Source organism: Streptococcus hillyeri, assembly GCF_003686955.1.
Classification (GTDB): Bacteria; Bacillota; Bacilli; order Lactobacillales; family Streptococcaceae; genus Streptococcus; species Streptococcus hillyeri.
This window is the reverse complement of record NZ_RCVM01000031.1, coordinates 1-17,989: the sequence shown is the minus strand read 5'-3', so window position 1 is coordinate 17,989 and position 17,989 is coordinate 1. Positions and strand designations below refer to the sequence as shown.

19 protein-coding genes are annotated in these 17,989 nt (G+C 39.2%); 4 read left to right on the top strand and 15 right to left on the bottom strand.

Annotation, left to right across the window (positions count from 1 at the left end; genetic code table 11):
• The first annotated feature begins 217 nt into the window (after positions 1-217).
• Both recU and pbp1a read left to right on the top strand, forming a co-directional pair.
• A complete protein-coding gene (recU, locus tag EAF07_RS10015) occupies positions 218-820 on the top strand; it encodes a Holliday junction resolvase RecU (RefSeq protein WP_121836407.1) in 603 nt (200 codons plus the stop codon).
• On the top strand, positions 813-2,993 hold the full coding sequence (gene pbp1a / locus EAF07_RS10010; RefSeq protein WP_121836406.1) for a penicillin-binding protein PBP1A: 2,181 nt from the start codon (positions 813-815) through the stop codon (positions 2,991-2,993). The genes recU and pbp1a overlap by 8 nt, the downstream gene beginning before the upstream one ends.
• A 105-nt stretch (positions 2,994-3,098) precedes the next feature.
• Here the strand turns inward: pbp1a and EAF07_RS10005 are convergent, their stop codons facing one another.
• From EAF07_RS10005 to nrdR, 5 genes are all read right to left on the bottom strand, one after another.
• Complete coding sequence (locus EAF07_RS10005; protein ID WP_121836405.1) at positions 3,099-3,275, bottom strand: VanZ family protein; 177 nt, start codon at positions 3,273-3,275, stop codon at positions 3,099-3,101.
• 420 nt (positions 3,276-3,695) lie between these two features.
• Positions 3,696-5,006: a ribosome biogenesis GTPase Der gene (gene der / locus EAF07_RS10000; protein ID WP_121836404.1), complete on the bottom strand. Its 1,311-nt coding sequence runs from the start codon at positions 5,004-5,006 to the stop codon at positions 3,696-3,698.
• Positions 5,007-5,077: 71 nt separating this feature from the next.
• Positions 5,078-5,980 (bottom strand): primosomal protein DnaI, encoded by a 903-nt coding sequence (dnaI, locus tag EAF07_RS09995; RefSeq protein ID WP_121836403.1) that lies wholly within the window; start codon positions 5,978-5,980, stop codon positions 5,078-5,080.
• Positions 5,981-7,138, bottom strand: coding sequence for a helicase loader (locus tag EAF07_RS09990; protein WP_121836402.1), 1,158 nt, complete (start codon positions 7,136-7,138; stop codon positions 5,981-5,983).
• Entirely contained in the window at positions 7,125-7,619 is a 495-nt protein-coding gene (nrdR, locus tag EAF07_RS09985; RefSeq protein WP_121836401.1) for a transcriptional regulator NrdR, read from the bottom strand. The genes EAF07_RS09990 and nrdR overlap by 14 nt, the downstream gene beginning before the upstream one ends.
• A gap of 345 nt (positions 7,620-7,964) precedes the next feature.
• Here nrdR and EAF07_RS09980 point away from each other — a divergent pair, with 345 nt between their 5' ends.
• The gene (locus EAF07_RS09980; protein WP_425452100.1) at positions 7,965-8,966 is read left to right on the top strand and encodes an alpha/beta hydrolase fold domain-containing protein; all 1,002 of its coding nucleotides are present in this window, start codon (positions 7,965-7,967) and stop codon (positions 8,964-8,966) included.
• Positions 8,967-9,465: 499 nt separating this feature from the next.
• On the opposite strand, the gene EAF07_RS09975 is transcribed toward EAF07_RS09980, so the two are convergent.
• The 5 genes from EAF07_RS09975 to EAF07_RS09955 form a co-directional block, all read right to left on the bottom strand.
• A complete protein-coding gene (locus EAF07_RS09975; protein WP_121836409.1) occupies positions 9,466-9,849 on the bottom strand; it encodes a RidA family protein in 384 nt (127 codons plus the stop codon).
• 14 nt (positions 9,850-9,863) lie between these two features.
• Positions 9,864-10,079, bottom strand: coding sequence for a YozE family protein (locus EAF07_RS09970; protein WP_121836400.1), 216 nt, complete (start codon positions 10,077-10,079; stop codon positions 9,864-9,866).
• A gap of 12 nt (positions 10,080-10,091) precedes the next feature.
• The gene (locus EAF07_RS09965) at positions 10,092-10,583 is read right to left on the bottom strand and encodes a GNAT family N-acetyltransferase (protein WP_121836399.1); all 492 of its coding nucleotides are present in this window, start codon (positions 10,581-10,583) and stop codon (positions 10,092-10,094) included.
• Positions 10,580-11,089, bottom strand: coding sequence for a peptide-methionine (S)-S-oxide reductase MsrA (gene msrA / locus EAF07_RS09960; protein ID WP_121836398.1), 510 nt, complete (start codon positions 11,087-11,089; stop codon positions 10,580-10,582). Before msrA ends, EAF07_RS09965 begins: the two co-directional genes overlap by 4 nt.
• Positions 11,090-11,375: 286 nt before the next feature.
• Positions 11,376-12,683 (bottom strand): D-alanyl-D-alanine carboxypeptidase, encoded by a 1,308-nt coding sequence (locus EAF07_RS09955; RefSeq protein WP_245962726.1) that lies wholly within the window; start codon positions 12,681-12,683, stop codon positions 11,376-11,378.
• A 127-nt stretch (positions 12,684-12,810) separates the two neighbouring features.
• On the opposite strand from EAF07_RS09955, the gene EAF07_RS09950 reads away from it, so the two are divergent.
• The gene (locus EAF07_RS09950) at positions 12,811-13,575 is read left to right on the top strand and encodes a DUF2785 domain-containing protein (RefSeq protein WP_121836397.1); all 765 of its coding nucleotides are present in this window, start codon (positions 12,811-12,813) and stop codon (positions 13,573-13,575) included.
• Positions 13,576-14,094: 519 nt separating this feature from the next.
• Here the strand turns inward: EAF07_RS09950 and EAF07_RS09945 are convergent.
• The 5 genes from EAF07_RS09945 to rplK all read right to left on the bottom strand — a co-directional run bounded on the left by EAF07_RS09945 (position 14,095) and on the right by rplK (position 17,706).
• Positions 14,095-14,949, bottom strand: a complete 855-nt coding sequence (locus EAF07_RS09945) for a CvfB family protein (RefSeq protein ID WP_121836396.1) — start codon at positions 14,947-14,949, stop codon at positions 14,095-14,097.
• A gap of 65 nt (positions 14,950-15,014) precedes the next feature.
• Positions 15,015-15,572, bottom strand: a complete 558-nt coding sequence (gene frr / locus EAF07_RS09940; RefSeq protein WP_121836395.1) for a ribosome recycling factor — start codon at positions 15,570-15,572, stop codon at positions 15,015-15,017.
• Between the two features lie 118 nt (positions 15,573-15,690).
• Positions 15,691-16,422 carry a UMP kinase gene (gene pyrH, locus EAF07_RS09935; protein WP_183121695.1) on the bottom strand — a complete coding sequence of 244 codons (732 nt, stop codon included), beginning with the start codon at positions 16,420-16,422 and terminating at the stop codon, positions 15,691-15,693.
• 128 nt (positions 16,423-16,550) lie between these two features.
• Positions 16,551-17,240 carry a 50S ribosomal protein L1 gene (gene rplA / locus EAF07_RS09930; RefSeq protein WP_004194879.1) on the bottom strand — a complete coding sequence of 230 codons (690 nt, stop codon included), beginning with the start codon at positions 17,238-17,240 and terminating at the stop codon, positions 16,551-16,553.
• A gap of 40 nt (positions 17,241-17,280) precedes the next feature.
• On the bottom strand, positions 17,281-17,706 hold the full coding sequence (gene rplK, locus EAF07_RS09925; RefSeq protein ID WP_121836393.1) for a 50S ribosomal protein L11: 426 nt from the start codon (positions 17,704-17,706) through the stop codon (positions 17,281-17,283).
• Between the last annotated feature and the right edge of the window lie 283 nt (positions 17,707-17,989).

The window sequence follows — 17,989 nt, the reverse complement described above, 5'->3', positions numbered from 1 at the left end:
TTATATTTTGTCATAGTAAGGACTCATTTCTAACACAAACGTCTCAGACTTAATTCCACCATAAAAATCCGTTTTAGACTAATTTCCACTTCGAAAGCTAAAGTGGAAATTACTTTGGGAAATTACCCAGTCACTAAAAATGCAGTCATTATTTGTCATCCTTTTTTAAATTATGTTATAATTAATAAGATATAAGTGAAAAAATCAAGGGAGGGTTATGGTTAATTATCCCAATAAGCTCAACAGAAGAAGTCATTCTGCCACTCAAAATAAGCTGGGCCATAAGACTATTGATTTTGCTAATCGCGGTATGTCATTTGAAACTGCAATCAATGCCACTAATGACTATTACTTGTCTCGTCACATGGCGGTCATTCATAAAAAACCTACCCCGATTCAAATTGTAAGAGTTGATTATCCTAGACGTAGTCGAGCAAAAATTGTTGAAGCCTACTTTAGACAAGCCTCAACGACTGACTATTCGGGCGTTTATAAAGGATATTACATTGACTTTGAAGCTAAAGAAACCCGTCAAAAAACGGCGATGCCTATGAAAAACTTCCATCATCACCAGATTGAACACATGGCAAATGTGTTACAACAAGACGGTATCTGCTTCGTTCTCCTTCACTTTTCCAGTCTCCAAGAGACTTACCTTCTCCCTGCGAAACCTCTGATTGATTTTTATCAGATTGACCAAGGGAGCAAGTCTATGCCTCTTGATTATATCAGAAAAAATGGTTTCGCCATAGAAACAGGTGCCTTTCCTCAGGTTCCTTACTTAGATATCATAGATAAATATATTTTAGGCGGTGATTAGCATCAAAAACGCAAGAAAAAAATTAAAACCTTCCAGAACTAAGAACTCAAGTCCTTGGAAAAAAATCTTAGGCTACTTAACAATCGGTCTACTTAGTATTATCATTTTAGCCGTTTTGGCAGGTGGTGGTCTGTTTGCTTTCTATGCCAGCCAAGCTCCGGAACTTTCTCAAGAAAAATTGCAGGCCACAAGTTCTAGCTTGATTTACGATAAAGACAACAACCTGATTGCCGATTTGGGTACCGAAAAACGAGAACTCGTCACTTCAGATAATATCCCTATCGGCTTGGTGAATGCGGTGGTGTCCATCGAAGACCATCGTTTCTTTCAACACCGCGGAATTGATATTTATCGTATTTTAGGATCTGTTTGGCATAACCTGACTAATGATACGACTCAAGGTGGTTCAACACTTGATCAGCAGCTTATTAAGTTAGCTTACTTTTCAACTGCCGAATCAGATCGTACTATTAAGCGAAAAATTCAGGAAATTTGGTTAGCCTTGCAAATGGAACGTCAATTTACAAAAGAAGAAATTTTGACATTCTATATCAACAAGGTATATATGGGAAATGGAAACTACGGTATGCGTACCGCAGCTAAATCTTACTTTGGTAAAGATTTAACCGAGCTATCCGTTGCCCAATTAGCCTTACTTGCTGGTATTCCTCAGGCACCAAGTCAATACGACCCCTATACACAACCTGAGCTAGCCACTAAGCGCCGTGACATTGTATTATCCCAAATGTATCGTCATGACTACATCACAAAAGAGGAATACGATAGCGCTGTCGCAACTCCCGTCAACGATGGCTTACAAGCCCTAAAACCTGCCACAAGTTTCCCTAAATACTATGATAATTACTTGACAGAGGTTATCGCTGAGGTTCAAAAACAAACAGGCCTTAACATTTTCAACTCAGGGCTTAAGGTCTACACAAACGTTGATAGTGCCGCTCAGGAATATCTATACGACATCTACAACACAGACACATACGTTGCCTATCCTGATGAGGAATTTCAAGTAGCCTCTACTGTTATGGATGTTACCAATGGTCACGTTATTGCTCAGCTTGGTGTTCGTAACCAACAAGAAGATATTACCTTTGGTTCAAACCAGGCAGTGTTAACCGATCGTGACTGGGGTTCAACCATGAAACCTATCACCGATTATGCCCCAGCCATTGAAAACGAGGTTTATACTTCAACTGCGCAAAATTTAAACGACTCTTTCTATTACTGGCCAAACACTAAAACGCAAATCCATAACTGGGACCGTCAGTATTATGGTTGGATGACAATGCAGTCTGCTATCATGCAATCGCGTAATATTCCAGCTGTAAGAGCATTAGAAGCAACTGGTTTAGAGAAAGCGAGTCACTTCTTGGCTGGATTAGGAATTACTTATCCTGAACTTTACTACTCAAATGCCATTTCTAGTTCCACATCAAGTACGGATCAGCAATATGGTGCAAGTAGTGAAAAAATGGCTGCTGCCTATGCTGCTTTCGCCAACGGTGGTATCTACTACGAACCTCAGTATGTTAATAAAATCACCTTCAGCGACGGTTCAAGTAAAACCTATAAAGCTAAGAGCAATCGTGCCATGAAAGAAACAACAGCCTATATGATGACTGATATGCTAAAAACCGTTCTCTACTCTGGTACTGGAACTAGTGCACAAATTTATGGCGTGCATCAAGCTGGAAAAACAGGAACATCTAACTATACAGATGACGAACTTGCTGCCATTGAAAAGAATCTCGGTTTAACTAATTGGAACGTGGGACTCATGGCTCCAGATGAAAGCTTTGTTGGTTATACTCCTCAGTATTCAATGGCTGTTTGGACTGGTTATAAAAACCGTCTCACCCCTGTATATGGCCAAGGGTTATCCATTGCTAATGATGTCTATCGCGAAATGATGACTTATTTAACCGGTGGTTATAATAAAGATTGGACAATGCCAGATGGGCTTTATCGTAGCGGTAGCTACCTCTACCTTAGCGATGCCACTCCAAGCTACAATTATTATGAAGAGACAACCGACGATTCTAGCACTAGCGAATCAGAAACTTCTGAAAGCTCATCAGTGACCGAATCAAGCACTCTCGATGATACAGGCAGCCAAACAACCAATACCAATGAAATAACTTCTACTAATAGAAACTAAATTGAGTATCGAAAAAAGCAGATTGGAAAATCCAGTCTGCTTTTTTTTATTATAGTTTCTAACGGTCATCCTAAGTTAATCAACGACTGATTCTCAATGATATCCTTAGTGATTTTTTCTGAGAACTTTTCCCATCAAGAATCCCAGATAAGCTCCTAAAATATTATGAATCACATCTGTAATATCAGCCATCCCAATCGCTAATAGGTATTGAGTAGCTTCATAAACTAAACTTAGGCAAATAGCTGTTACAAGTAATCTTTTTGCTCTGCTATTTCTCAAAAAGAATCATAGAGGCGTGAAGGCAACAATATTAAAAACAATTTCTCGCCAGTCTATCGCTTGACTTCCTACTGTTTGTGCTATTTCAGCATAGGGAATAAGATTAAGGGAGCGGTACTCCATCGGCCAAGGCAGACCTATCCGAAACTTAAGAAGAATTCCCTAGGTTAAGACTGTAATGTAAAGAAATATCAAAATCTTTTCAATCGCTTTCATAATTCCTTCTAAAGAAGAGGTTGGGACATAAATATCTCAACCTTCTATTTTTAATGGTAATAACAGATTGACGCAGTGGTTGATTGGAGGTCCTAAACCCTTGCTACGCAATCGTTAGCGGCCATCCTAATCAACTGTGCGGAGGTGGGACGACGAAGTCAATTTCTTCGAAATCATGACTTCTGTCCCACTCTCTTCTCTTATCTATTTACGTTTACGTGCAATGAGGTGAATTGGTGTTCCTTCAAAACCAAAGGCAGCACGAATTTGATTTTCCAAAAAGCGCATATAAGAGAAGTGCATCAATTCTTCTTCATTAACAAAGATAACAAATGTTGGTGGTTTAACCGCAACTTGTGTGCCGTAAAAGATTTTAAGGCGTTTTCCTTTGTCTGTTGGTGTTGGATTGATAGCAATCGCATCCATAATTACATCATTAAGGACAGCTGATGGGATACGTTTATTTTGGCTTTCACTGATACGCTTAATCATTTCTGGTAATTTATGCAAGCGTTGTTTAGTCACAGCTGATACAAAAATAATTGGTGCATAGCTTAAAAATTGGAAACCATCTCTAATATCTGCTTCCCATTGAGAAACCGTGTGATTATCTTTTTCAAGGGTATCCCATTTATTAACAACAATGATAATCCCTTTACCCGCTTCGTGGGCAAAACCAGCAATACGCTTATCGTATTCACGAATACCTTCTTCAGCATTGATCACCAATAATACGACATCAGATCGGTCAATGGCTCGCATTGAACGCATGACAGAATACTTTTCAGTATTTTCATAAACCTTACCAGATTTGCGCATACCTGCGGTGTCAATCATAGTGTACTCTTGACCTTCGCTATCTGTAAAGTTAGTATCAATCGCATCGCGTGTTGTTCCTGCAACAGGGCTAGCAATCACACGGTCCTCACCTAAAATAGCATTAATGAGACTTGATTTACCAACATTTGGACGGCCAATCAAGCTAAATTTAATAATATCTGGATTTTCTTCCTCACGCTCGGTCGGAAGATTTTCCACAATAGCATCTAAAACATCACCCGTACCAATACCGTGTACAGAGGATACTGGATAGGGATCACCTAGACCAAGTGAATAGAAATCGTAAATGTCATTTCGCATTTCAGGGTTATCAACTTTATTGACAACCAAAATAACAGGCTTATTGGTCTTATAAAGGATACGAGATACGTATTCATCGGCATCCGTTACCCCTTCTTTTCCAGAAACAACAAAAACAATCACATCTGCTTCTGTCATCGCAATGTCTGCTTGATGCTTAATTTGCTCCATAAACGGCGCATCCACATCGTCGATACCACCGGTATCTATCAGACTAAACTGGCGGTTGAGCCACTCTCCTGTTGTATAAATGCGGTCGCGAGTAACACCCTCTACGTCTTCAACGATAGAGATGCGTTCACCAGCGATACGGTTAAAAAGTGTTGATTTACCAACGTTGGGACGCCCAACAATGGCAACTGTAGGTAAAGCCATAATTCTCCTTTAAATATTTTGTTTCTTCTAAATTACTGTCACATGTCATCAACAATTTTATGACTGTAACATTATCTTCTATTTTCACCTCGCAGATGTACTTCTTTCGCTAAAAAACGAATGCGTTCCATCACACGTTTGGCTTGCCAAGTCTCATCCGAACCTCTGATCATTCCCATTTTTTTCTCTAAATCAGAAAAACTGTAGTTCGATGTGAAAAAGGTTGGTAACTCTTCCAACATACGATACTGTAAAATCACTTGCAGAACTTCATCACGTACCCATGAGGTTGACTGTTCTGCACCAATATCATCCAAAATCAATACCTGTGATTTTTTCACGGCATCAATTTCTTCTTTAACAGTACCGGTATTGATGGCATTTTTGATATCAATGGCAAAGCTTGGAAAATGTAAAAATGTCGTAGAAACACCTTTTTTCTCCGCTAATTCACGCGCCATGGCAGCAAGCATGAAGGATTTTCCAACCCCCATATCACCATGTAAGTAAAGTCCTTTTTGCTGAGCTTGTGGATAGTCAGCGACAAATGTTGTCAAGTCATCTAAAACCTGAATACGATTCACATCATCAAGATTAACATCTTGAAAGGTAATTTTCTTGTAAGTTTTTGGCAAGCTAACCAGATTAATACGATTTTCAATCGCCTGCTGGTTTTGAGCAGCTTTCAGCTCAGCAGTCTCACGATAAGAGACATCTGCATAACCCTCATTCATAAAGAGAACTGGTTGATAGCCTTTGGCAAGATAACTAGCATCTCCCGCTTCAAATTTCGCACGTTCATTGCGATACTGATTAAATTTCGGGAGACTACGTTTAATCTGTTCAGAAGTCATCTGATGGCGAGCAATAAAGTCTGCCACCTCAGAATCAGCTAAAATCACACGCATCAAGTCATCAGTTACTGCTCGGTGTAAGTGCTGACTGCGCTCTATAGTTTGTCCAACTTTTTCCATCTACTCACTCCCTCCTAAACGCGCAAGCATTTCTCGCTTCATCTCTTCCAACCTCGCCTTCTCCTCAGGCGTCGTCTCATTCTTATAATCTGGATTACTCCAATCAGGAACATTAGATTTTACTTGCTTAGCACTCTTGCTGCTCTCTTTTTTCCTTTGGTCAAAGCTGCGCATTTTGCTGATGGCAACCTCTGCACTAGTAACCTCTTGATAGGCAAAATCATTGGCAATCTTCATCAGATAAGTTTTATTAAGGTTTGCAGACTTGGTCTTTGCCAAGGTATAAATCACCATCACATTAATCACATCATCCAAGAAATTCATAGCAACAAGTTCATCTAAAACACGCCATTCATCCGCAGTGATAACAGCCTTACGAGCTTTTTTAATCTCTCCGAGAATTTCAGCTGGACTTTGCGTCTTAGATTTCGCCAACAATTCAAATTCTTCTTTGGTAAAATCAGATGACGTTGCTGGCTGCTGCGCTTGTTCTAGAAAAATTTTGATGCGTTTGGGCAAAATCGTATGACGGTAAGCCGTTTGTTTAGCCACCTTATACAACTCAAACCAGGTTAAGTGGTATTTTTCAGCCAAATTATAAAGCTCAATGACTTCCTCATCTTCTTTTTCTAAACGCAAACCTTCTGACTGCATGCGCTGTTTAAAAAATTCCCACTGAAAACTAGATTGACGTTGCGGCTTAACATTCGTTTCTTCGATACCTGTAAAAACTTCCGAGAATTTTTTAGATAAATTACGAGCTGTTTCAGGAATTTTCGTCATCAATTCTCTGACAGCTACCTCGCCAATACGCTTTTCCAATAATCTTCGATAAGCAGGATTTTCTAAAAATTCAGAACTTGACAAGGCTGATTGGATATCAATAAGATAACCTTCTGGTGTCTGGTAAAATGCAACCAAATCCATAGCCGTCAACAAAGCTAGCGCCTCTTCAAAGCGCCGCATCCCAAACTGCATATGATTTAAAATCTCAGTAAATTTATGCGGTCTGATACCATTGTCCCAAAAAGCTATAAAATAAGCATAAAGACCAATGGCGTCAACTCCTAAAATTGGCTGATAAACTTGCGCAAGACTTTGATGCTCATAAGCATGACGATTCCCTTCAAGGTAGGAAAAGGTATCATTCGGTGTCATCTCTTAGACTCCCTTTTTTCTTACCTCTTACACGGTTTGTAATTTGTCGAAGAAGCTCTTCAATCTCATCGACATCCTTGAAAGAACGGTAGACGCTGGCAAAACGCACATAAGTAATCTCATCAAGCTCTGCCAATTCATCCATGACCAAATTACCAATCACAGTACTATCAACTTCACTATCGTAGTCACTACGCACCTTGCGCTCAATACGACTAATCGCTTTTTCAATATCGCTACTAGAAACTGGACGCTTCTGGGCACTCTGGATGATTCCATTCAAAATCTTGTCACGAGAAAATTGCTCACGTGTACCATCCTTCTTAATCACAAGAAGAGGCATTTCCTCTAGACGCTCAAAAGTCGTAAAACGATTGGCACATTCTTCACATTCACGACGACGACGGATGGTATTCCCATCCTCTGCTTGGCGACTATCAATCACACTTGATTTATTGCAATGACATTTTGGACAGCGCATAATTCACCTACTTTACCTGATACTTAATACTTTATTCTACCACAAAATACGGAATAACAAAAGCAGTAGGACACGCAATCATTCTATGCTTACCTCCGCTTTCGCTATTTAGTTCCAGTTTCAAGCTAACAGCATTTGGGGCTCAATAATGACAGTATTTCACTATTTCAAACTCTTCTGCTTGTATTCGAACTAGCTTTTATACTTAGTATAGGTAAGTCACAATATGATTTTCAACCCTTGAAGTTAAATAAACAAAAATTTTGTTTTAGTCTATATTGACAAACCGCAAATCCTTCTATATACTAATGCTGTATTAATTAACAGTTACTAAAGGAGTTACTCTTGAAAAAATCACTAAAATCAGCAATGCTTCTAGCTGGATTAGCTCTAACATTGTCTTATCATTCACCAGTAAATGCTAGCGATCGTTCTTGGAAAAGTTGGTTTATTGAGCAATACTTTTGGTTAAAACGTGATAAAAGTTACTATTCACAGCAAAGCGATATCAGCTTTCAAAACTACTTAGATGCCTGTAGAGAACAATCAGACAAACCTTACCAACTTGACCAAGCTTCTGTTAATGGCGAGCTAAAACAAGAGACACTCTATGACATGCAGGTATTTACTTGGAACGATAAAAACGATTCCAATCAAAAAACAATTCTTTATCTAGCAGGCGGTTCTTATCTCAACAACCCAACTAGCTATCACATCAGCATGTTGCGAAACTTGTCGATAGCATTAGATGCTAAAATCGTATTACCAATTTACCCTAAAGCACCGCGTTATAGCTACGATTATGCCATTCCGCGCCTTTTGAATCTCTATGATGATATTTTAAAAAAGACAAATCATTTAATTTTAATGGGAGACTCTGCTGGCGGTGGTCTGGCACTAGGGTTAGCTCATGCATTAAAACATGAAACCAACCACTTGCAACAACCTACACAAATTGTCTTACTCTCTCCTTGGCTTGATGTCACTATGAGTCATTCTGAAATTTCTCAGTACGAAAATAGTGATCCTATTTTATCATCGTGGGGGTTAAAACGCGTCGGAGAGCTCTGGGCTAAAAATCCCGATAACACTGACCACATCTATGTCAGCCCTAAAAATGGTCCTACACAACATTTAGCGCCAATTGCAATTCTGACAGGAACACGTGACATCTTCTATCCAGACATTCGAGATTATGCTAAGACACTCAAAGAAACAGCTACCAGCAAAATTATCTATATCGAAAAAACTGGTATGAATCACGTTTACCCTATTTATCCTATTCCAGAAGCAACTGAAGCTCAAGACCAAATCGTCAAAATTATTAACGGTACCTATCCCTACTAATCATCTGAATCTTATACTTAACAAAAATCAACTGTTAAAGTCAATTAGTTTTTATTTAGTATTTTTGTTAGCACTTCTCCTAATGTGGTGTGGGGCGGAAGCGACCTCCTACAGAGTTCCATTCCTTCTTGGCAAGCCTAGGTCTTGCCAACCCCTTCACACTAAAACTAATTAGTTTTAGTGTTATCACCACTGCGGAAAGTGCTAGTTGTGGCGACTTCGTCGCTCGTAATGATTGCAGAAAATACCAACAATAAGATATTATAAAAAAACCATATGTTGAAGGGAAATTCATTGTGACTGAAACAATTTATCTTAAACGAGTTTACTATTTTAAAGATAAAACACTATAACATGACTACCTCAACTTAACAAAAACAGTTCCATCCAAACTTTATTGATTCATTTTTAGAGAGTATCATCACTTAACTATATAAAAAAGCAGTAGCTAATCAGATTGATTAAGCTACTGTTTTTAGTTTATTTCGATTATTAATGCCTATGCTTGAACTTCAGCAATCACTTCAATTTCAACTTTGACGTCACGTGGTAAACGTGCAACCTCTACAGCCGAACGTGCTGGAAAGTCCGAACTAAAAGCTGTTTTATAAACCTCATTAAAAGGCACAAAATCATTCATATCACTGAGGAAACATGTCGTTTTCACCACGTGATCAAAATCAGTACCCGCAGCTTCTAAAATCGCTGCAATGTTTTTCAACACTTGTTCAGTTTGTTCTTGGATGGTATCACCGACAATCTCTCCTGTCTCTGGTGAAAGCGGAACTTGACCACTGGCAAACAACAAATTGCCAACAATTTTTCCTTGAACATATGGACCAATAGCCGCAGGGGCTTTATCTGTATGAATAGTTTTCATAATTATCTCCTTTTTTCTTAATGCCCTAAATAGTCTTCCCAAATCTTATCAAAATCACTCAGATTAAAGGCAAAACTCGCCTCATCTTCCAAGTAACGACTGACAACTTCAAAATCATCCGTATGTTTTGGGAACGTTGTCTCATCAAAAGCTAAATCAGCTAAGATGGCTACCGGCTCATGACTTTTTGGATTACGCTGAGCCATCAGCCAGGTGTAAAATGATTTTCTCAATGCCAATTCTCCTCAATAATCAAATGTTTCGTCTCCCACTTGAATGGTACGAGTTAATTCTTCTCCTTCAAATGGTTTACGAACTTCAATCAAATTTAAAACAGTATATCCCTGCTTTCTCAAAAACGCTATCATCCCATGGTTGTTAGGATGAACATAATGAAACAAGGTTTCACCACCTAAAAACTGCGATAACCTCTCAGCCCTTTGAAAAAGTGCCGTAGCAATCCCTTGCTTTCTGGCAAGCTCAGATACAAAAATCTGTTCTACCCAAACCAAGGAACCTTCAACTTTACAAACGATGTAGCCAACTAGATTATGCTCAACGAAAGCACCATAGACTGGAAATTTCTCTTCTAAAAAGTATGCGAACTCTTCACGCCCTTCTTCTAAATCAGGCTCTACCATACGATTCTTAAAACGTCTTAATGTAGACCTAAAAGAGGCAAAAAGCGGAGCAGCCTGCTCCAAATGGCAGGTAGTCAATTCTAAAATCGTTATCATTTCCAATTATCCTTGAGAAAGGCTTTACGAATAGCTGAACTTTCTTTATAACGCTCAGGGCTTTTTTTATAAAAACCTTGATGGTATTCTTCTGCTTCGTAAAAAGGCTGCGCTGGTTCAATGGTCGTTACAATAGGTTGTTCAAAACGTCCTGAAGCTTGCAAAGCTGCCTTAGACTGCTCTGCTATTTCCCTTTGACGCTCATCAAAATAGAAAATCACTGGACGATAGTTGTCTCCTCGATCTTCAAATTGACCAAAGGCATCTGTTGGATCAGTCTGCGCCCAATAAATCTCCACCAAATCAGCAAAACTAATCTTCTCTGGTTCAAAGATAATCTCAACTGCCTCGGTGTGCCCTGTCGTCTTGGCACAAACCTCTTCATAAGTAGGATTCGGGACATGACCACCCGTGTAGCCTGAACGAACAGACAATATCCCATCTTGTTCTTCAAAAGGTTGCACCATACACCAGAAACAACCGCCAGCAAAAATAGCTCTTTCCATACTTTTCACCTCTCTAAAAACTCTTTTGTGATTTCAAACTTTTATAATGGTTTCATTATAGCAAAAAGTCGCTTTATTAGGCAATTTAAAAAGAGAGTGTGACAGAAGTTACGATTTCAAAGAAATCGGCTTCGTAGTCACACCTCCGCACAGTTGATTAGATTGGCCGCTAACGCTTACTATTCAAGGGGCTAGGACTTCCAATCAACCAATGCGTCAAACTGTTATTACTATCCAAAATATAAGGTATAAAAGAGGTTTGTTCCAACCTCTTTTATACCTTATATTATTTGCGTTTTCGTTTCACTTCAACGGCTACAATACCCAATAGAATAGCCAAAAGAGGTATGAGGATTAAGCCTTTCTTGAAGAACAAATCAAAAAGTGTCACATCTTGGTCAGCTGATCCTGGAATAACTTTCTTAATAGCCTTTGCGACTGGATTTTCAACCTTAGTCACCTTTTGGCTCGATGTGATGTTAGGACTAACACTTTCTAGACCATTATCCAACGACAGGTTGCCTTGCTCATCGATAGCGTAAACAGGGGTACTTCCTTTTTTCAAAGTACCATAGAAATCCTCTTTAAGTTCGTATTTTTGTCCATTGATTTCCTGCTCTCCTGCTTTTAATAGGAGACGCGTTTCATAATCAGCGTATGCTTTTTCAATAATAGCATTCCCAAAAGGATGACGATAATACTCACCATCTTGATCAGACCAGTCACCCACTCCCATAATCACTGCAATGACTTCTTGCCCCTTACGATTGACAGTTGCCATATAATTAAAGGCACCGCTTGGACTTGAGCCTGTTTTAAGACCATTAACCCCTTCAATACCATATTTTGCACCTGGTAAAGAGTAATTATAAGTATCAAAAGTCTCCTCATATGGTGTCCCTGCTTTCACAGTAACGACTGGATCTTTAGTATGATTGAGGATAGCTGGATATTTCTTAACAAAATTATAAACTAATATGGCTAAATCACGCGCAGTCGTTTCGTTTGGTAATTCAATAGGATAACGTGTAGGCAAATAATAACCATTAAACGCTACTGCCGCTGCACCACTAGCATTGTTCCACGTCGTGTTCGTCATTCCTAGCTCTTTAGCTTTGGCATTCATCAGATCCAAAAAAGCATCCGCATCGTTATTAGACAAATAATTGGCAAGCATAACGGTTGTTGCATTCGACGATGGGACAGCCGTCATCGTAATGAGTTCACCAACTGTATAATCCACACCAGCTACAATTTTATTATTAGAAATAGCATAAATCTGAGCAATAGCTTGATCTGTCTCAGTCGCTGTGATAATCGTTTCCTCTGTCAGACGTCCCTCAGCAATCGCCTCATATACCAGATAGAGCGTCATCACCTTACTCATACTCGCTGGATCTCTGAGAGCATCACTATTATCCTGCCAAAGAATCTCCCCAGTTTTTCCATCAATAGCTATCGAAGATTTTGGACGATTAATCTCAAGAACATCATAACCTGCCGCACGAGTAATGTCCATAATATCATCCGCTTTTACCGTCGCTGGAAAAAGCAGAGCAACTAAAGCTGCTAGTAATACAACACGTTTTTTCACACAACACCTCTTTGGTACAAATTCAAGATAGTTTCATTTTATCATATTTCAGAACTATTTCAAAGTGGTTTCAAACTCAAACAATCATTTTAAGTTTTTTTGACTATTTTATTGTATAATATACTCCATGAAAGAACTCTTACAAAACAAACTTAACAGTCAGTCTCCTTATACCGATCACGAAATCTCTTGGTGCCTTGATAACATTGGGCATCCTGACCCAGCCATACGTGACGAAGTGATTTACAACAGTTTTTGCCACGGCTTTGAACACCACTTAATCAGTCCTGAACAATTTATCTGGCTTGCTAACAACATTCACGAACGTGAACTTCTAACACATACCGATACACTAACACGATCTTTTAGCGCCTTGCTGACGAGCCTACTCATTTCTTGTGACAATTGGCAGGGAAGTCCTTACTTTTCTCTTTTAGAAAATAGCAGAGCACCACTATTTGAGTTATCACTAAATTTTCTAACACGAGAAAAAGATACTCGTGGCTACGATAACGATTTGGGATGGATACACGCTATCGCTCACGGTGCCGAACTCCTATTAGCTACTAGTCTTCACGATAATTTTCCTAAAGAACGCTTAAAAGACGTTTGGCAAGCTATCACCACACTCCTCTATCTGCAAATCTCTGTCTTTTCAGCTGGTGAAGCCGATCGATTAGCCATGGTTATTAGCCAACTCCTTCTCTCTGAAAAATTAACTCAAACCATATTAGCGCAATGGATTTCCGACCTCAACTATTCCGAACAAGAGCCAGAAGACTATTTCTGTTCACTCAATATCAAATCATTTCTAGCCACAATCTATTTAACCTGTGAAAAAGAAGGCATCTTAACAGCCGAGTTAAAACAAGCGATTTTCAAACACTATTAATACTCAACCAAAATCAAAATTAGCATATTGAGCAAACTCAAGGACCAATAAAGGTATCAATTTCCCAGCGCTTCTTTCGCTGTGGTGGCATTCTTATTAGTGAAACTGTCCAGTGGACAGTTTTAGCCCAAGCTCAGAAATAAAAGAGCGAGGGGAAGTGGCTTGATAAGAACGGATTTTTGGGAGAACTACAGAAATTGAGAATCAATTTCATAGTAGTTCCCCCGCAAGGATGATTAGGTTGGACGCTGTCGAGTCGTCGACAAGTACAGCCAATCATCTACTGCGATAGAGATAAGCTCAAATCTAGCAATGAAACTCCAAAGGAGGTTGTGATACTGACTTCGTCAGCTTCATTTCCCACCTCCAAAGGTCTCCCAGACCTTTGGAGCGTCCGCACTTTTAAGAAAGAAGCAAAAAAGTAATTTTTGATTTTGGTTAAGTATAAAAATCTATTGACAACATAAAAGACCAAATCCTCTCGTGAAGTGACTTGGTCTTTTTATCTTCTAGATTAACTTAGATAAGCTCTGTGCCAAATTGATCTTGCTTGATTTTCTTAGCTTTCATCAATCCACCTAAAGCTTTTTTAAATTGTCCTTTTGAAATGCCAAAGGTCGCTTTGATATCGTCTGGTGAGGATTTGTCATTCAAGGTCATAAAACCACCATTGCTTTCCAGATAAGTTAAAATCATCTGAGCATCATTTTCCAACATTTCAAATGATCTAGGCTTAACAGAAAGATTCAAAGTTCTATCAACCACTCGATAGCCAATAACACGGGCCTCAAGCACCTCTCCTAGGCGTGGTTCTACAAAACGTTCACTTGGGTGAATAAAACCGAGCATGTTATTATCTGGTAAGTACACAAAGGTTCCAGATAATTTCAAACGGTAAACAATAGCTTTCAAGGTTTGATTTTGCATATTATCATAGGCAGGACCAGCTATTTTTTGGAAAATTTCAGGCTGCGCAGGAATTGCCCAAATACGGTCTTTGGCATCTACATCAAGCGTTACGTAAAGTTGATCGCCTTTTTTAGGCCACAACTCCTTAATCTCTGGAAGAATATCAAGAGAGACAACGACTTGCTTATCAGGTAAACCTGTATCCACAAAAACCCCTAGGTCTTTTCGGACATCCGTCACAGTTCCCCAACCATACGTTGTGCGAGTTGCTTTTATTTCATTGGTAGTCAAGCGTGGCTTTTGTTTACTGTCGCTATAGGCAAAACCTGTGACCATATCTCCAATAGCATGTGTTCCTTCATTTTTATCCAAGGCAAACGTCAAGCCGTCTTTTTGGACAAAATAAAAGTTTGTATTTTCATCCGTTACCAATCCAGTGATAACTGTTCCAAGTAATTTATTCATTTATTTTCCTTTACAAAATTGAGGAAGTGGAACCACCACCTCCTCATCTTTACTATTTTTGATTTTTAGACAGTCAAAAGTTCTTTTTCTTTTTCAGCAGTCATGCTATCAATTTTCTTAACAGCATCATCTGTTGCTTTTTGAATATCTTTTTCAAGAGATTTCAAGTCATCTTCTGTGATTTCTTTAGCTTTTTCTTGCTTTTTCGCTTCATCCATCGCGTCACGACGGATATTACGAATAGCAATCTTAGCATTTTCTCCAACTTTTTTCACTTCTTTAGCTAACTCTTTACGGGTTTCTTCAGTAAGCGCTGGAATCACCAAACGGATAACTGAACCGTCATTAGCTGGGTTAATTCCCAAATCTGACTCATTAATCGCACGTTCGATGTCTTTCAAAACTGACTTATCAAACGGTGTGATTAAAAGAACGCGAGCCTCTGGAACTGTAATTGATGCCAATTGGTTAAGAGGCGTTGGAGCCCCATAGTATTCCACCTGAATACGGTCTAAAAGACTTGCGTTTGCACGACCTGCACGGATTGATGCAAATTCACGAGCTAGTGATTCATGTGACTGTTTAAAGCGTTCTTGTGCTTTTGCAATAATTGCGTTTGCCATAATTTTTATCAAATATCTCCTCTAACTCAATTTCAGAAACCTTTGCAGTTTCATCATGACCTATTAGAGGCAATCCCTTTCTTTTCCTTTATTTTCTTTTGTTTAATAGCAGAGCTACTTAATGAGAGGTTTTATTTGAAACGATTGTTCCGATGTTTTCACCGAAAATAACACGTTTAATATTGCCAACTTCATTCATATTGAAGACAACAAGGTCAATATCATTGTCCATTGAAAGTGTAGAAGCTGTCGCATCCATAATTTTAAGACCGCGTTTGATCACTTCAACGTGTGTCAATTCATCAAACTTAACTGCGTCAGCATTTTTACGTGGATCATCGTTATAGACTCCATCAACGCCATTTTTAGCCATGAGAATAGCATCTGCTTCAATCTCTGCTGCACGGAGCGCAGCCGTTGTATCTGTTGAGAAATAAGGAGAACCGATACCAGCACCAAAAATGACGATACGCCCTTTTTCAAGATGACGTAGGGCACGTCCACGAATATAAGGTTCAGCGACATTCTGCATAGCAATAGCAGTTTGTACGCGGGTATCCACGCCGTACTGTTGAAGACTGTCAGCCATCACCAAAGCGTTCATGACTGTTCCAAGCATCCCAGTATAGTCTGCTTGAACACGGTCCATCCCTGCCTCCGCAGCAGGCTCACCACGCCAAAGATTACCACCACCAATAACAAGAGCAATCTGCACACCTGATTCATGTACTTCAGAAATTTCTTTAGCCATTTTCTGAACAGTTGGTAAGTCAATACCGACCCCTTTATCTCCTGCTAAAGCTTCACCTGATAACTTAATCAAGACACGTTTGTATTTGGGTTCCACGATTTGATACTCCTTCTTTTCAAGATACTTCATCCTTATTATTTTACCACAGTTAGTCTATTTTACCTAGTGAAATATCACTATATTTTCATCAAAAAAATCCGCTTCATCAGAAACGGATTTCGTTATTATTACAATGAGTTTGGATCAACCTTGATACCAACACCTTGTGTTGTTGTGATTGATACTGAAGTCATGTAAGTACCTTTAGCAGTAGCTGGTTTAGCTTTAGCCATTACATCGTGGAAAGCTTTGAAGTTTTCAACGAGTTTGTCTGCGTCAAATGATACTTTACCGATAAGAGCTTGAACGATACCTGCTTTATCAGCACGGTAAGTGATTTTACCACCTTTAGACTCTTCAACTGCTTTAGCAACATCCATAGTTACTGTACCAGTTTTAGGGTTTGGCATCAAGTTACGTGGACCAAGGACACGACCAAGACGTCCAACAACAGCCATCATATCTGGAGTTGCGATAACAACGTCAAAGTCTAACCAACCACCGTTGATTTTTGCAACAAGGTCATCTTCACCAACAAAGTCTGCACCAGCAGCTTTTGCTTCTTCTGCTTTAGCACCACGTGCGAAAACAAGAACGCGTGAAGTTTTACCAGTTCCGTTTGGCAATACCATCGCACCACGGATTTGTTGATCAGCTTTACGAACGTCGATGTTCAAGTTGTAAGCAACTTCAACTGATGCATCAAATTTAGCGAAGTTAGTTTCTTTTGCAAGAGCAACAGCTTCTTCTACGCTGTAAAGTTTTGTGCTGTCGATTTTCTCAAGAGCAGCACGCAAGTTTTTGCTTTTTTTAGCCATGTTATATGTCTCCTTGTAATCAGATAATCTTGGGTGCTACTTAGTCAGTAACAGTGAATCCCATAGAACGAGCAGTACCTTCGATCATACGCATTGCAGCTTCAACAGATGCAGCGTTCAAGTCAGGCATTTTAGTTTCAGCAATTTCTTGTACTTGTGCACGAGTAACTGTTGCAACTTTAGTTTTGTTTGGTGTACCTGAACCTTTTTCAACACCTGCAGCTTTTTTCAAAAGAACAGCAGCTGGTGGTGTTTTAGTGATGAAATCGAAAGATTTATCTTCATACACTGAGATAACGACTGGGATGATCATTCCAGCTTGGTCAGCTGTACGAGCGTTAAACTCTTTAGTGAATCCCATGATGTTGATACCTGCTTGACCAAGAGCTGGTCCGACCGGTGGAGCTGGAGTAGCTTTACCTGCAGGAATTTGAAGTTTTACGAGTTTTTCGACTTTTTTAGCCATGATATAAAATCCTCCTATTGTGGTTTTGGCGGTAATTACAGATTTTTACCTCCCACAAGTATGCCAATAGCATACTCTAACTATTATACAGACTTTCCAGTAAAATGCAAGAAATTTGATGACAATTTCAATAGATTTTTTCAATTTTTTAGCGACGGAAAGTTCTAAAATGAAGTTAGCCACCTAAGGGTATCAAAAAACATCTCAGAGAGATATAATTGTAATCACCACAACAACAATTAGAAAGATTCTGAGATGCAAAACTATTATACACCAAAAAGTA